Origin of the sequence: Kribbella jiaozuonensis, assembly GCF_005233875.1 — a bacterium.
In the GTDB taxonomy this organism is placed as follows: Bacteria; Actinomycetota; Actinomycetes; order Propionibacteriales; family Kribbellaceae; genus Kribbella; species Kribbella jiaozuonensis.
Genome location: NZ_SZPZ01000001.1, coordinates 1,542,082 through 1,556,801 on the forward strand (window position 1 = coordinate 1,542,082; position 14,720 = coordinate 1,556,801).

General features: G+C 68.4%; 15 protein-coding genes. 8 read left to right on the top strand and 7 right to left on the bottom strand.

The window, feature by feature from the left end; all coding sequences use genetic code 11:
- Positions 1–39: 39 nt before the first annotated feature.
- The 5 genes from FDA38_RS07455 (at position 40) to FDA38_RS07475 (ending at position 5,454) form a co-directional block, all read left to right on the top strand.
- Complete coding sequence (locus FDA38_RS07455; RefSeq protein WP_137253294.1) at positions 40–1,359, top strand: M15 family metallopeptidase; 1,320 nt, start codon at positions 40–42, stop codon at positions 1,357–1,359.
- Positions 1,356–2,144: a hypothetical protein gene (locus tag FDA38_RS07460; RefSeq protein WP_137253295.1), complete on the top strand. Its 789-nt coding sequence runs from the start codon at positions 1,356–1,358 to the stop codon at positions 2,142–2,144. Before FDA38_RS07455 ends, FDA38_RS07460 begins: the two co-directional genes overlap by 4 nt.
- 101 nt (positions 2,145–2,245) lie before the next feature.
- The gene (locus tag FDA38_RS07465; RefSeq protein ID WP_137253296.1) at positions 2,246–3,412 is read left to right on the top strand and encodes an amino acid deaminase/aldolase; all 1,167 of its coding nucleotides are present in this window, start codon (positions 2,246–2,248) and stop codon (positions 3,410–3,412) included.
- Complete coding sequence (locus FDA38_RS07470) at positions 3,409–4,707, top strand: D-arabinono-1,4-lactone oxidase (RefSeq protein WP_137253297.1); 1,299 nt, start codon at positions 3,409–3,411, stop codon at positions 4,705–4,707. The genes FDA38_RS07465 and FDA38_RS07470 overlap by 4 nt, the downstream gene beginning before the upstream one ends.
- Before the next feature lie 27 nt (positions 4,708–4,734).
- Entirely contained in the window at positions 4,735–5,454 is a 720-nt protein-coding gene (locus tag FDA38_RS07475) for a PIG-L deacetylase family protein (protein ID WP_137253298.1), read from the top strand.
- Here FDA38_RS07475 and FDA38_RS07480 read toward each other — a convergent pair.
- The 4 genes from FDA38_RS07480 to FDA38_RS07495 all read right to left on the bottom strand — a co-directional run bounded on the left by FDA38_RS07480 (position 5,444) and on the right by FDA38_RS07495 (position 8,677).
- A complete protein-coding gene (locus tag FDA38_RS07480) occupies positions 5,444–5,860 on the bottom strand; it encodes a hypothetical protein (RefSeq protein WP_137253299.1) in 417 nt (138 codons plus the stop codon). The genes FDA38_RS07475 and FDA38_RS07480 overlap by 11 nt on opposite strands.
- 39 nt (positions 5,861–5,899) lie before the next feature.
- A complete protein-coding gene (locus tag FDA38_RS07485; RefSeq protein WP_170989615.1) occupies positions 5,900–6,829 on the bottom strand; it encodes an alpha/beta fold hydrolase in 930 nt (309 codons plus the stop codon).
- Between the two features lie 10 nt (positions 6,830–6,839).
- The gene (locus tag FDA38_RS07490; protein WP_137253301.1) at positions 6,840–7,376 is read right to left on the bottom strand and encodes a DUF6817 domain-containing protein; all 537 of its coding nucleotides are present in this window, start codon (positions 7,374–7,376) and stop codon (positions 6,840–6,842) included.
- 353 nt (positions 7,377–7,729) lie between these two features.
- Complete coding sequence (locus FDA38_RS07495; RefSeq protein ID WP_137253302.1) at positions 7,730–8,677, bottom strand: LysR family transcriptional regulator; 948 nt, start codon at positions 8,675–8,677, stop codon at positions 7,730–7,732.
- A gap of 97 nt (positions 8,678–8,774) precedes the next feature.
- On the opposite strand from FDA38_RS07495, the gene FDA38_RS07500 reads away from it, so the two are divergent.
- Positions 8,775–9,518 carry a glucose 1-dehydrogenase gene (locus FDA38_RS07500; RefSeq protein WP_137253303.1) on the top strand — a complete coding sequence of 248 codons (744 nt, stop codon included), beginning with the start codon at positions 8,775–8,777 and terminating at the stop codon, positions 9,516–9,518.
- A gap of 13 nt (positions 9,519–9,531) precedes the next feature.
- The gene (locus tag FDA38_RS07505) at positions 9,532–10,545 is read left to right on the top strand and encodes an alcohol dehydrogenase catalytic domain-containing protein (protein WP_137253304.1); all 1,014 of its coding nucleotides are present in this window, start codon (positions 9,532–9,534) and stop codon (positions 10,543–10,545) included.
- Positions 10,546–10,677: 132 nt separating this feature from the next.
- Here FDA38_RS07505 and FDA38_RS07510 read toward each other — a convergent pair whose 3' ends face one another.
- Together FDA38_RS07510 and FDA38_RS07515 are read right to left on the bottom strand one after the other, a co-directional pair.
- On the bottom strand, positions 10,678–11,112 hold the full coding sequence (locus tag FDA38_RS07510; RefSeq protein ID WP_137253305.1) for a DUF6319 family protein: 435 nt from the start codon (positions 11,110–11,112) through the stop codon (positions 10,678–10,680).
- Positions 11,113–11,153: 41 nt separating this feature from the next.
- A complete protein-coding gene (locus tag FDA38_RS07515) occupies positions 11,154–11,771 on the bottom strand; it encodes a TetR/AcrR family transcriptional regulator (RefSeq protein ID WP_137253306.1) in 618 nt (205 codons plus the stop codon).
- 70 nt (positions 11,772–11,841) lie between these two features.
- On the opposite strand from FDA38_RS07515, the gene FDA38_RS07520 reads away from it, so the two are divergent.
- On the top strand, positions 11,842–13,278 hold the full coding sequence (locus FDA38_RS07520) for an MFS transporter (protein WP_202877577.1): 1,437 nt from the start codon (positions 11,842–11,844) through the stop codon (positions 13,276–13,278).
- On the opposite strand, the gene gndA is transcribed toward FDA38_RS07520, so the two are convergent.
- Positions 13,206–14,645 (bottom strand): NADP-dependent phosphogluconate dehydrogenase, encoded by a 1,440-nt coding sequence (gene gndA, locus FDA38_RS07525; RefSeq protein WP_137253308.1) that lies wholly within the window; start codon positions 14,643–14,645, stop codon positions 13,206–13,208. The genes FDA38_RS07520 and gndA overlap by 73 nt on opposite strands.
- Positions 14,646–14,720 lie beyond the last annotated feature (75 nt).

The following is a 14,720-nucleotide window of genomic DNA, read 5'->3' on the forward strand; positions in this document are numbered from 1 at the left end:
ATAGGGGGTACGGGTGCTGTCAAGGGGAGGGTGAGGCGGATGAGACGCTTCGTTGGGGTGGCTGTTGTGGTGCTGCTCGGGCTGGGGCCGGTGGGTGTCGCGCACGCGGACGACTCTCCGTCGCCGTCGATCACACCTTCATCGACACCAGCGTCGACACCGACGCCAACGCCTACACCCACGCCAACTCCCACGCCGACCCCCAAACCGGCGGCGACTCCCGCGGCGGCCTGGTCGATCACGCTCGACCAGCCGGCGGCGTCCTGGGAGGACAAGCCGACGGTCTTCACCGGCAAGATCAGCCAGCCGATCACCGGGTCGTACATCACCCTCTGGCAGCGCGTCCCCGGCGCCTGGGTGCTGCGCGGGTCGACCCGCACGACGGCCGGCGGCGTGTACAGGTTCAACTACGTCTCCGCGTACACCGGGACCTGGGCGTTCCGCACGATGATCGGGGTGAAGGCGGAGACGGCGCTCGCGATCTCGGCGTACCGGACCGTGCCAATCCAGGACCGGAAGATCCTGATCAACACGCCCGCTGCCTGGTACGCCACGCTGACCGGTGTCTCGGTCACCGGCCGGATGGTGCCGGCCGAGCCGGGCAAGGAGCTCGCGCTGCAGAGCTATCTCGGCAGCGGCAAGTGGCAGCTGCTGAACATCGGGGTCATGGATGCCAAGGGCAACTTCCGGCTCCGGGTGCCCGACGACCTGCCCGCTACCCGGACGGTGCGCGTCGTCACCCGGTACGTCAGTCAGGCCGCAATGGAGTACTCCGGCCTGGCGACGATCGTCATCAAGGCGGCCCTCAACCCCAAGGTGTACGCCGTCTCCGCCGCGATGGTGCCGAACACGTACCGGGCCGGCTGTCCGGTCGCACCGGCGTCGCTGCGGCTGCTGCAACTGAACTACTGGGGTTTCGACGGCCACGTGCACCGCGGCGAGCTGATCCTGCGGGACGCTGCCGTGGCGAAGATGATCACGGTCTGGACCACGACGTTCGCGTCGAAGTTCCCGATCCGGCAGATGCGGCGGGTGGACGTGTTCGGCGGCAGTGACGTGAAGTCGATGGCGGCGGACAACACGTCGGCGTTCAACTGCCGGCGGGTGACGGGTGATCCGTACTCGCTGTCGCCACACTCGTACGGGTGGGCGATCGACATCAACACCGTGGAGAACCCGTACCTGGCCGCGAACGGCGTCTGGTACCCGTCGAACGGGCTGGCGTACCGCACGCGTACGCCGGCGCGTCCGGGGATGCTGTTCGCGAGCAGCGTGCCGACGAAGGCGCTGGTCGGCCAGGGGTACTTCTGGGGCGCAGGCTGGGCCAAGCCCGACTACCAGCACTTCGAGCCGAAGTGAAACGCGTAGTCGTCGCTGGAGTGCTGGCGGTAGTGCTGGCGGGGTGCAGTTCGAACTCGGCGGCCCAGCAGCCTGCGCCGGGTGTTGTCCAGCGATCCGCGTCGCCGGTCATCCCCAGCACGGTCGGCGGGACGGTGCCGGTGCCGCCCGCGACCATGAGCACCGCTAAGCCGACAGATGCGGCCGTTCCGCCGGAGGTGCCGGAGCAGGCGACCGCACCGCCGCCCGCCAACGCCGGACCGCTCACCGCTCGCAACCTGCCGACTCCTGACAAGCTCGGCGCCGGCTGGAAGACCTACACCGACCCAGGTGGCGCGGAGGCTGGTTTCATCGGCAACAACACCTGGACCCGCCGCCGCGACCCCCACCAAGCCTCCTACGAAGCCCTGCCCTCCGGCTGCGCAGGCAAGCCCGTCACCGGATCGCTCCCGATCCCCGCCTACGCCCTGACCGGTAGCTACCGCACCGCCGACGCCCAGCCGGCCACAACTCTTCTCCTGCGGTTCAAAGGCTCTGCGCAGGCGGCTGACTACTACGCCGGCTATCAGGCCCGGATGAAGTCCTGCGGCTCCGGCGGCGACCTCTCCGTCAAACAGCTCTGGACTGCCGCCACAGCCGCTGCCGTGTCCCGCGCGTACGCAGGAGCCGAGTCCTACGTCGACCTCTCCGTGGTCGATGGCTCGACCGTCGCTCTCCTGGCAACCACCTCCGCCACCCCGGATCAGCAGGCTGCCTGGGCGCGCGGCGTCGTACCAGCCCTGGAAGAGGTCATAGATAGATCCTGAAGTCCCCCCGCTTCGGCGCCGGAGGCGCCGAAGTCCCTCCTGCAAGCGATTCCCACAGAAGTTGTATTACCTTTCAGTATTTCGTGACCTACACTCCGGTTATGGGTGACTTCGACCGGTATGCCCGCCTGACCGCGGGCCTCGATGCGCCGTACGCGGTGATCGATCTCGACGCCTTCCGGCGGAACGCGGACGATCTGGTCCGCCGCGCAGGCGGTACGCCGATCCGGATCGCCTCCAAGTCGGTCCGTTGTCGCGCCCTGATCGCCGCCGCGCTCGAGCGCCCCGGCTTCCACGGCGTGATGAGCTACGCACTCCCCGAGGCGCTCTGGCTCGCGCGCAACGGCGTCGACGACATCCTCCTCGGCTACCCGACCACCAACCGCACCGCTCTGCGCGAGCTCTCCGAGGACCCCGAAGCGGCCGGCCGGATCACGCTGATGATCGATTCGCCCGAGCACCTCGCGTACATCAAGGCAGCCGCGACCGGCACCGCCCGGATCCAGGTCTGCCTCGACGTCGACGCCTCGCTCCGCGTCTTCGGCCAGCATCTCGGTGTACGCCGTTCGCCGCTGCGGACACCCGCCGACGTCGCGGCCCTCGCCCGGACCGTCGCCGCCGACGACTCGTTCGAGCTGACCGGCGTGATGTTCTACGAGGCCCAGATCGCCGGCCTGCCCGACACGTCGCCGGCAGTCCGCTGGGTCAAGCGGCGTTCGGCTGCCGAGCTCGCCGATCGCCGTGGCGCGGTCGTTGACGCGGTCAAGCAGGTCGCGGCGCTCCGGATCGTCAACAGCGGCGGCACCGGCAGCCTGGAGATCAGCAGCGCCGACCCGTCGGTCACCGAGGTCACTGCCGGCTCCGGTCTCTACGGCCCGACCCTCTTCGACAAGTACGACATCTTTCAGCCGGAGCACGCGATGGCGTACGCCCTGGACGTCGTACGCCGTCCCGCGCCCCGCATCGCCACGCTCTTCGGCGGCGGTTACGTCGCGTCGGGGCCGGCGAAGAAGTCGCGGTTGCCCTTGCCTGCTTGGCCGTCCGGCCTGAAGCTGCTCGGCACCGAAGGCGCCGGTGAGGTGCAGACTCCGGTCCAGGGACAATCAGCCGATCGGCTGAATCTCGGCGACAGAGTATGGATGCGCTACGCGAAGGCAGGCGAGATGCTGGAGCGGTTCGACGTCGTGCACGCGATCGGCTCGGACGGGTCGAGTGATGAGGTGAAAGAACTCCTCACCTACCGCGGCGAAGGGAAGAACTTCGGATGAGCACCTGGCGGAACTGGTCCGGCACCGAGTCGGCGACCGGGATCGACACCCTGCGCCCGCGGTCGACCGACGAGCTCGCGGCTGCGGTCAAGTCCGCCGCCGAGCAGGGCAAGAAGCTCAAGGCGGTCGGCTCGGGGCACTCGTTCACAGGCTGTTCGGTGCCGCAAGGGGTGATGATCCGTCTCGACGGGCTGTCCGCGATCACGCATGCCGACCAGGCGTCCGGCCGGGTGACGGTCGGCGCGGGCACCGGCCTGCGGAAGCTCAACGCAGGCCTGGCTGCATTCGACCTCGCGATGGCGAACCTCGGCGACATCGACAAGCAGACGATCTCCGGAGCGATCTCCACCGGCACGCACGGCACCGGCGCGCGGCTCGGCGGGCTGGCCACGCAGGTCGTCGCTCTCGACCTGGTCACAGCGGACGGCTCGGTGCTGCATTGCTCGCCGGAGGAGAATCCGGACATCTTCGCCGCGGCCCGGGTCTCGGTCGGCGCGCTCGGCGTGATCAGCTCGCTGACCCTGCAGTGCGTGCCGGCATTCCTGCTGCGCGCGCAGGAGATGCCGCTGCCGCTGGCCGAAGTACTCGACGGGTTCGATGAGCTTGCTGAGGGCAACGATCACTTCGAGTTCTACTGGTTCCCACATACCGACATCGCGCTGACCAAGCGCAACAACCGGGTCGCCGCGGGCGTCGACGCGTCGCCGGTCGGCCGGATCCGCGGGTGGGTCGACGACGAGCTGCTGTCCAACAAGGTCTTCGAGCTGACGAACCGGCTCGCAGTACGAAGGCCCGCGATGGTTCCGCGTATCAACCAGCTCGCCTCGCGTGCGCTGTCGGCCCGGGAGTACGTCGATTCGTCGTACAAGGTGTTCTGTTCCGAGCGCAACGTGATCTTCCGCGAGTCGGAGTACGCCGTACCGCGGGAGCACGTGGTCGAGGTGATCCGCCGGCTGCGGGACTGGATCGACACGTCGGGGTCGCGGATCCCGTTCCCGATCGAGGTCCGGGTGGCTGCGCCGGACGACATCTGGCTGTCCACTGCGTCCGGGCGCGAGACGGCGTACATCGCGATCCATCAGTACCACCGGTTGCCGCACGATCCGTACTTCCAGGCGTTCGAAGACATCGTCGCCGAGTACGACGGGCGGCCGCACTGGGGCAAGCTGCACACGCTCACCGCGACCGACCTGCGAGCGCGGTACCCGCACTTCGACGACTTCCTCGCTGTGCGCGACCGCCTGGACCCGCAACGGACCTTCGAGAACGCCTACACCCGTCAAGTCTTCGGCTGATGCTTCGGCGGGCGATAGCCTGCGGGCATGAATGCTGCGGAGGGGCTCGAGCCATTGGCCGAGGATTGGCAGAAGGCGCTGGCGATTGTCGCGCATCCGGATGATCTCGAGTGGGGATCGGCGGCCGCGATCGCGCGCTGGACCGGCCAGGGGAAGCAGATCGCGTACTGCCTGCTGACGTCCGGCGAGGCGGGGATCGACGGCGTCGACCCGGCCGAGTGCGGACCGCTGCGGGAAGCGGAGGAGATCGAGTCGGCCCAGATCGTCGGGGTGTCGTCGGTCGAGTTCCTCGGCCAGCCCGACGGGACGATCGAGTACGGCGTACCGCTGCGGCGCCTCATCGCCGCCGCGATCCGGCGGCACCAGCCCGAGATCGTCATCACCGGCAACTTCCGCGACACCTGGGACGGCGACGTCGCGCTGAACCAGGCCGACCACATCAACACCGGCCGGGCGACGATCGACGCGGTCCGGGACGCCGCCAACCGGTGGATCTTCCCGGACGCCGGCGACAAGTGGGACGGCGTACGGCAGGTCTGGGCGGCCGGCTCACCCAACTCGCGGCACGGCGTGGACACGACCGACACCTTCGACCTCGGCCTGCAGTCGTTGAAAGCGCACCAGGCCTACATCGACGGGCTGAACCGCGCGTTCGACCCGGAGGAGTTCCTCGAGGGCGTCTCGCGTCCGACCGGCACTCAGCTCGGGACGAAGTTCGGCGCGCGGTTCGAGGTCTTCACTCCGTAGGGAGGTCGCGCGCGGCCTTCAGGTGCGGAGGCATCGGCTTCGGGTGCCGCGGCTCACGGTCGCCGGCGGTGCCCGGGCCGGGCGGGTTGCCCGGGCCGACCCACGAGCGGACCAGCGCACGGCCGCCCTTGCGGGTCATCCGGTGCAGGTCGATCTGCTGGACCTGATTGGCCGGGATGCCGAGCTGGGCCAGGCTACGGTTCGCCATCGCGCACGCGGCGTCGTGCTTGCGCGGCGAGAGGTTCTGCTGGAGGACGATCGCGATCGTCCCGTCGGGGAGGTCCTCGACCCGCTGGAACCGCATGCCCTTGTCGAGTGACCAGGACTTGAGGGCGAGCTCGAGGTAGTCGGAATCGGACAGTCGTCGATCGGTCTTCGCGCGCGCAACCACTTCGTAACGGGCCATATCCCGATCATCCGTCGGCCGACCGACGTTTTCCAGGAATCAATGGAGTGCGTTGATCGCCGCGGCCACCTCGGTCGGGTTGGAGATCAGCGTGAGGTGGTTGGCGTTCGGGATCAGCGTCGGCGCGGGGGCGCCGATGCGGGTCGCGGTCTCGGTCGCGTTGCCGCCGTTGGTGTCGAGCGCGCCGAACACGACCGACTTCGGGATCGGCAGATCGCGCAGTTTGGCCAGGCGATCAGCCGAAACGGCCGGGATTCCATGTGCGGTCATCTGCCACACCGCCTTCTCGGCCCCTGGCTGCCGGAACGGGCGGGTCCAGTCGTCGACGTTCATCGCCGGGCAGTCGGGGGAGCAGACGCTGTTGTAGATCTTCTTCAGCAGCCACCCCTGGTCGAGCACCAGCCGGAACAACGAGGTGCGGTACGGCGGAACGATCAGCCAGCGTGGCGGCCCGGCCTGCCCGCCCGGCAACGGCAGCGCGTCACCGTCGAGGAACATGATCCCGGCCATCCGGCTCGGCGCCTCCAACGTCGCCTCGGCGACGACGCCCGCACCGAGCGAGTGCCCGACCAGGATCGGCCGCGGTTCACCCGGCCCGCTGAGGTGCATCGCCTCCAGGAACCCGAGCAGTTGCGCCGCGAGATGCTCGACCGTGTACAGCGCTTTGCGCTCGGAGTACCCGTAGCCGGTGATGTCGTACGCGTACACGCGGTGGTTCGTCGCAAGCAGCGGGACGAGGCGCGACCAGGTGTCGACGGATTCCGCTGCGCCGTGGACCAGTACGACGGGTGTGCCCGACGTACCCCAGGTTTCGTAGCGGGTGTTGATGTCGCCGGTCTGCACGTACTTCAGCCCGGGAGGCGGTGCGGCGGTCCCGTTGGTGGCGAGGTTGTAACCGAGCGATGCCGCGGTGACGATCAGCCAGAGCCCGAGAAGTCCCAGGACCCCCCGCCACAGGAACCGTTTCACGCCCCCAGTGTTACAGCTGCAGGATGCGCTGCGACTCGGTGAGGACGGCGGGGGAGGCAATGGACTGCCAGCGCGGGACCTGTTCGGTGAGGAACGGGCCGAGCTTGACCGCGCGCTTGGCATCGTTGTCGAGGACGTCGAGCTCGTTGACGATGGTGAGATCGACGAAGTCGCGCAGGTCCGCCGTGCCGAGCTCTTCCGACGTGCCGGTGAAGCGGTCGGTGACCGTGCGGTGCTCGGCGAGATCGCGCCACGTGGTCTCGCGGTCGCAGGCGCCGTACCGGTAGACGATCTGCTCGGCCTCGGTGCCGATCACCGACTCCAGGACCGGTCGCTCGGTCTGCCAGTCGAAGAGATGGGTCGGGAAGCCGTCCGTCCCGTACGCCGCGTGGGCGAGGCCGGCGAGCACCAAGGTGTCGGAGGCACCGAGGGAGCCGAGGCGCTTGGCGACCCGATGCAAGTGGACGTAGAGGCTTCCCCCAGCGTGGTCGATCTCGTCGGCGCCGCGCACCAGCAGCAGCGAACCCAAGTCCTGAAAAGTGCTCATCTGACCTCTTCTCACCCCGGAGCGGTCAAATCGCTCGAACAGATCAGGGCCAAGGAGAGGACCCAGGTCACCCACGGTAAGGCCAACCACCCACGCCCGCCCACAGCTGCGGCGTGCCGTTTCGGTCACACCCCGTTCATTTCCTGTTCCCCGAGGTGGTGACCCGTGCCCAGGCGGTCAGGACTTCACCGGAGCACACCCCGGAGCGTCCCCTGAAACCCGGGCTCACCCATTCCCACCGGCGATCCCGCTGCCGACCATGAATCCATGAGTAACGCCGCAGCCCGCTGGACCTTGATCGCCGTCATGGCAGCCATGACCCTGCTCACCATCACGCTCACGACCGCTCTGAGCTAGGTCGTTGCCGTTGGCAAGGGATCCAGTGCGCGACGGGTCTCCTCGAGGAGCCGGTGCAGGAGCGGGTTCGCGCTGTGTCTGGGCCAGATCAGGGCCAGCACGTTCGGCGGTGCGTCGACCAGCGGCAGCCAGGTGAGCTTGGGGTGAGCGAAGTACGTGACGGTCGACGCCGGCGCGATCCAGCAGCCGTGTCCGGCCGCGACGAGATGCAGGCACTCCTCCGGTGTCCGCGCCTGCGGGCCGAAGATCGCGCGACCGCCGTCCGGACGCGGGTCGATGAACCAGAAGTTCACCACCGCTTCCGGCATCCCGTCCCGCGGCCCGACCACCGGTACGTCGGCCAGATCCTCGATGTACAACGACGTACGCGTCTCGAGCGGATGTCCCGGCGGCAGCGCGACCCAGCGCTCTTCCTCGAGCAGCGGGTGAACGGTGAACCGCGGATCGTCGCCGATCGGCAACCACAGGAACGCCGCGTCCGCCCGGCCCTCGACCAGCGCGGCGATCTCGTCCGGCAACGTGTGCGACGAGATCGGCCGTACGTCGACCTCGGGCACTCCCCGTCGTAGCGCAGCCTCGACCGCGGGCATGAAGTGTGCCGTGCTCTGCGCCTTGAACGTGATCCGCAGCGGATCCGGCCGACCTGTCGCCGTCAACCGTGCCTCGGTGACCATCGCCTCCGCGGACGACAACAGCGCCGCACCCTGTTTGAGCACGACCTCACCGGCCGCGGTCAACTCGATCCCGGTCGGGCGCCGCTCGACCAGCGGGGTCCCGACCACCCGCTCCAGTTGACGGATCTGCCCGCTGACTGCCTGCTGTGTCAGGTTCAGGACTCCGGCCGCGCGCGTCATGCTGCCCTCGGCCGCAACGGCTTCGAGCGCTTGCAGCAGCCGCAGGCTCAGATCCACGCCGTCCTCGCATCCACCCAGCCATCGTGCCACAACGATTCGTTGTGCCCTCGCCAAGAAGTCTCTGTTTCCACCCGCCGCGATCTCGCAGGACGATCGAGGCAGGCCACTCGAACGGAGAAGAAGAAGGATGACGCTCAAGGGAAAGACGGCGCTCGTCACCGGATCGTCGAAGGGGCTGGGACGGGCGATCCTGCTCCGCCTCGCCGCCCAGGGCGCGAACGTCGTGGTCAACTACTCGCGCGACGAGTCCGCCGCGAACGAAGTACTCGACGCTGCCAGGTCGCTCGGGGTGCAGGCCATCTCGGTCGCCGCCGACGTGTCCCAGGTCGACGGGATCCAGCGGCTGTACGACGCGACGGTGGACGAGTTCGGCCAGGTCGACATCGTGGTCGCGAACGCCGGCATGGAGAAGGTGAACGTCCCGGTCGCCGACGTCACCGAGGAGGACTTCGACCTGCTGTTCCGGGTCAACACCAAGGGTCCGTACTTCGTCCTGCGCGAGGCGGCCCGCCGGATCGCCGACAACGGCCGGATCATCACGATCTCGTCGAACACCACCACGGTCCCGCAGTTGGGTGTCGGTCTGTACGGCACCAGCAAGGTCGCCACCGGCTACCTGGCCCGCGTGCTCGCGCTCGAACTGGGGCCGCGGGGGATCACGGTGAACACGATCGTGCCGGGGCCGATCGACGGCGCGGGGATCTTCACCGACCCGGCGAACGACGAGTACAAGCAGAGCCTGATCGCGATGGTGCCGATCGGGCGGTTGGGCACCACCGAGGACGTGGCCGGGATCGCGGCCTTCCTCGCGAGTGATCAGGCCGGGTTGATCACCGGCCAGCAGATCGTTGCCGACGGCGGAATGCACTGAGGAGAGACGAGAAATGACTGAAACCATGCGGGCGGCCCAGGTCCAGCAGGCCGGTGGCCCTTTTGTGGTGACCGATGTGCCGATCCCGGAGCCGAAGGCCGGGCAGATCCGGGTGAAGGTGCACGCCTGCGGGATCTGCGGCGGTGACGCGATCCCACGGAACGCGCTCTTCGGCACTGTGCTGCCGCGGATCCCCGGGCACGAGATCGCCGGCGTCGTGGACGCGGTCGGCGAGGGCGTCACGGTCTGGGAGGTCGGTCAGCGGGTCGGCGTCGGCTGGTCCGGTGGCGTCGACTTCACCTGCGAGTTCTGCCGGCGCGGTGACTTCACGAACTGCGTGAGCCGCACGATCGTCGGCACGTCGTACGACGGTGGGTACGCCGAGTACATGGTCGCGCCGCAGGACGCGGTGGCGCGGATCCCGGAGGCGTTGTCGTTCGAGGACGCGGCGCCGTTGATGTGTGGCGGGATCACCGCGTTCAACGCGCTCCGGCACGCGAAGGCCGGCCCGGGGGACACGATCGCGGTGCAGGGTGTCGGTGGTGTCGGGCACCTGGCGATCCAGTTCGCCGACAAGATGGGTTTCCGGACGGTGGCGATCAACCGCGGCCGGGACAAGGAGAAGCTCGCGCGTCAGCTCGGGGCGGACGAGTACATCGACAGCAATGAAGGCGACGCCGGCGAGGCGCTCCAGGCGATCGGCGGCGCGGCCGTCGTACTCGCGACCGTCTCTCGCGCTGATCTCCAGTCGGACCTGGTCAAAGGCCTGCGGCCGAACGGTGAACTGATCGTCCTCGAAGGTAGCGATCCGATCCAGGTGACCGGTCACGCGTTGTCCGAGGGACGGTTGTCGGTGTCCGGCTGGTACTCCGGGGTGGCTCAGGATTCCGAGGAGACGTTGAACTTCGCGGTGCTGAAGAACATCCGGCCGATCATCGAGACGTTCCCGCTCGAACAGGCCGAGGATGCCTGGCAACACCAGCCGCAGGCGAACCTGCGCATCGTGCTGACTACCCAAGCCCAGTAGATCTCCCAGAACCCGTCCGCAACCACCTCACACGGTTGCGAACGGGTTCTGCATTTGCTGCCCGTGGTGATCAGGGAAGGTGACTACCACGGGGAGTCCTGCGTCGGGATCTCGTGAAGCTCAGGTGCGGCCTCAGTCGAGGTCGGCGAGAGCCTTCTTCGCGGCTTCCAGCTCGGCCTCGAGCGCGGCCACCTTGGCGGCCTGCTGGGAGCGGGCCTCCTCGATGACCTCGTCGATCGGGGTCGAGAGGTCCTCGTGCAGCTCCTTGGCCGCGCGGGACACCGCGGCCGCGGCAACGGCCAGGTCGCGGGCCAGGTACGTCGTGCCCTGCTTGAGCTCGGCGTGCCACTCGCCGTCCGCCGTCCCGGTGACGGTGAGTGTGAGCTCGATGGTCTTCGCCTTCTTGCCGGCAGCCTTCTTCGCCGGCGCCTTCTTCGGCTTGGGAGCCTCGACCGGAGCCGAGGTGGCCTCAGGTGTCGTTTCGGGCGCAGCTGCCGACGGGTTGATCAGGTCGGGAGTGTCGGCGAGGTCGGACGGTGTCTCTACTGCCAGAGTGTCTACAGTCATCGTTGCGGCGATCTCCTTCTGGGACTGGCGCTGTGTGACTATTAGAACACATGTTCGATTCGTAGGCCAACCAGCTTCACCAGGAAGCGGTCGATCTGGTCTGCCAGCGGCGGTAGGTCGGCCTCCGGCTCGTTGATCCGGATCGAGACCGCGCCGTGCACGGCGGCGCGAAGATCCAGCGCCACGGCAGCCGCGTCGTCCGCGGGTGCCAGGCCGGCGTCCATACAGGCCTGTACGGCGGCGGTCGCGCGCGTCGACAACTCCTCCTTGAAGACCAGGTGCATGCGCCGGTTCAGCGTGCTCTCGTGCAGCACCTTGTAGAGGCCGGAGTACTCGCGCACCCATGTGCCGAGGAAGAGGAGTCGGGCGCGTAGTCGCCGTACCGGATCGTCTCCGGCGCTGTCCTCTGCCTGCCCGAGGTCGCGGAGGAGGTTGGTCGTGGACTGCTCGAGTGCTGCGAAGACGAGCTCGTCGCGGTCGGCGAAGTGGATGTAGACCGAGGTTGCCGCGATCCCGACCTCGCGAGCGACCGCGCGCAGTGAGAGCGCCTCGTCGTCGCCGAGCTCGTTCAGCATTCGCAACGCGGCGTCGATGATCTCCTGCCGCAGCAGTTCCCCTTGCCCGCGACGGTTCCGGCTGCGCGACGTTCCAGCGTCCATAAAGCCGATTGTATTGCAACGGACGTTGCCCTACAGTCGTAGCACTACAGCTGTTCACTTAAGGATGATGATGAGCGAACTCAAGGGACAGGTCGCGGCGCCGGAGGTCGACGCCCGGCGGTGGTGGGCGTTGGGGGCGGTCGCCACGGCGCAGTTGATGGTCGGGATCGATCTGACCATCGTGAATATCGCGCTGCCGTCGGTGCAGCGGGATCTGGGGATGTCGGATCCGGCGCGACAGTGGGTGATCACGCTGTTCGCGCTGGGGTACGGCGGATTGCTGCTGCTCGGTGGGCGGATGAGCGACCTGATCGGGCGGCGGCGTGCGCTGCTGGTCGGGCTGACCGGTTTCGCGGCGGCCTCGGCGCTTGGCGGGGCCGCGACCGGACCGGCGATGTTGCTGACGGGGCGTGCGTTGCAAGGGGTCTTCGGTGCACTGCTGACACCGGCGGTGCTGGCAACGCTGGCGGCGTCGTTCCCGTTGCCGGCTGAGCGTGGGAAGGCGTTCGGGATCTACGGGACGGCGATGGGCAGTGCGTCCGGTCTGGGCGTGCTGGTCGGCGGCGTGCTCACGCAGTACCTGGACTGGCGGTGGTGCATGTTCGTCAACCTCCCGATCGCCGCACTGGCAGCGGGAGGTGTGCTGTACGCCGTACGTCCGGTCCCGCGCGCTAGTGGGGTGCGAGTCGACGTACTAGGTGCGTTGCTGGCGACTGCAGGTTTGATGGCGGTCGTGTTCGGGTTCGCCCGGGCGGAGTCGGATGGGTGGAGCGCGCCAGCGACGTACGCGTCGCTTGCAGGTGGAGTGGTGTTGCTGGCGGCGTTCCTGGCGGTGCAGGCGCGTTCGAAGTACCCGCTGCTGCCGTTGAGGGTCCTCGCGGACCGCAGGCGCGGTGCTTCCTACCTGGCTGTGTTCAGCCTGGCGATCGGCATGTTCGCCGCGCTGTTCTTCCTGACCTTCTACCTGCAGAACATCCAGCACAACTCACCGCTGAAGGCCGGACTGGCGTTCTTGCCGCTGACGGTGGGGCTGATGGTCGGAGTGCGCGCAGTGAGTCGGCTGCTGGCCAAGGCGCCGGTGCGGTCTCTCATCTGCCCTGGACTGCTGACCATCGCCATGGGCCTCGCACTGCTCGGGTTGCTCAGGGCAGACAGCAGTTACTGGCTGCACGTCATGCCGGTGTTCCTGCTGGTCGGTCTGGGGACCGGATGGGTCCTGATTACGGCCAACAGCACCGCGACCCTGGGCGCCGGCCCCGACACTGCAGTGGCCGGCGCCATGGTGATGACCTCTCAGCAGATCGGCGCATCACTCGGGACGGCACTGCTGAGCACAGTCGCGGGCACGGTCGCCGCCCACTCCGATGCTGTCCACGGGTTCAACGTGGCGAGCCTCGGAGCGGCCGGCTTCCTGTGCGTAGCGGCGGTGGCTGTCTACTGGGTGCTCTCGGAGCGGTCGCCCGACCACTCCAGGTGGAAGCTGCCCTCACGGTCGACGCGCTTGTAGGTGTGCGCACCGAACAGGTCGCGCAGACCCTGGATCAGCGCAGCCGGTAGCCGCTCGGCCCGGAGGCCGTCGTAGTACGACAGCGCTGCCGAGAACCCCGGAGCCGGTACGCCGACCGTCGCGGCGGCGGCCACCACCCGTCGCCATGCCTCCTGCCCGTTGGCGACGGCTTCCTTGAAGTAGTCGTCGACGAGCAGCGACGGCAGGTCCGGGTTCCGGTCGTACGCCTCCTTGATGCGGTCGAGGAACCGGGCCCGGATGATGCACCCGCCGCGCCAGATCGTCGCCATCGCACCGAGGTCGATGTCCCAGTCGTACTCGTCGCTCGCCGCCCGGATCGCGTCGAAGCCCTGCGCGTAGGCAACCAGCTTCGACGAGTACAGCGCGTGCCGTACGTCGTCGATGAACGCCTGCCGGTCGACGTCCAGCTTCGGGTTCGCAGGACCGGGCAGTACGCCGGCCGCCGCCTCCCGCCGTACGACGTCACCGGACAGGGAGCGCGCGAACACGGCCTCGGCCATGCCGCTGACCGGGATGCCCAGGTCGAGCGAGGACTGTACGGTCCAGCGGCCCGTGCCCTTCTGCTCCGCCTGGTCGAGGACGATGTCGATGAACGGGCCGCCGGTGGTCGGGTCGGTCTGGCTGAGCACCTCGGCGGTGATCTCGATCAGGAACGACTCGAGGTCGCCGGTGTTCCAGTCGCGGAACACCTCGGCCAGCTCGGTGGGGGACAGGTCGAGCACGTGCCGGAGCAGGTCGTACGCCTCGGCGATCAGCTGCATGTCGGCGTACTCGATGCCGTTGTGAAGCATCTTCACGAAGTGGCCGGCGCCGTCCGGACCGACGTGCACGCAGCACGGCTCGCCGTTCACGTGCGCGGAGATCTTGGTCAGCATCGGCTCCAACGCCGCGTACGACTCCGGGGAGCCGCCCGGCATGATGCTCGGGCCGTTGAGCGCGCCCTCCTCGCCGCCGGACACGCCGCTGCCGACGAAGTGCAGCCCCTTCTCCTTCAGCGCGCTCTCGCGGCGCCGGGTGTCCAGGAAGTGCGCGTTGCCCGCGTCGACGACGATGTCGCCCTCGTCGAGCAGCGGCACGAGCTCGTCGATGACCGCGTCGGTCGGCGCGCCGGCCTTGACCATGATGATGACCTTGCGCGGCTGCTCCAGCGACTCGACGAAGCCGGCCAGGTCCGTCGACGGGACGAAGGTGCCCTCGGAGCCGAACTCCTCGACCAGCGAGTCCGTGCGGGCCTGGGAGCGGTTGTGCAGCGCGACGCTGAACCCGTTGCGCGCGAGGTTCCGGGCCAGGTTGCGGCCCATCACCGCAAGGCCGGTGACACCGATCTGGGCTTTGGCAGAACTCATCGAATCTCCCGCAGTCTCGAGTTGTGTGCGGACCAAGTCTCGCGCGCCCGGCAAGAGACCCGGGCAGCGGGCCCG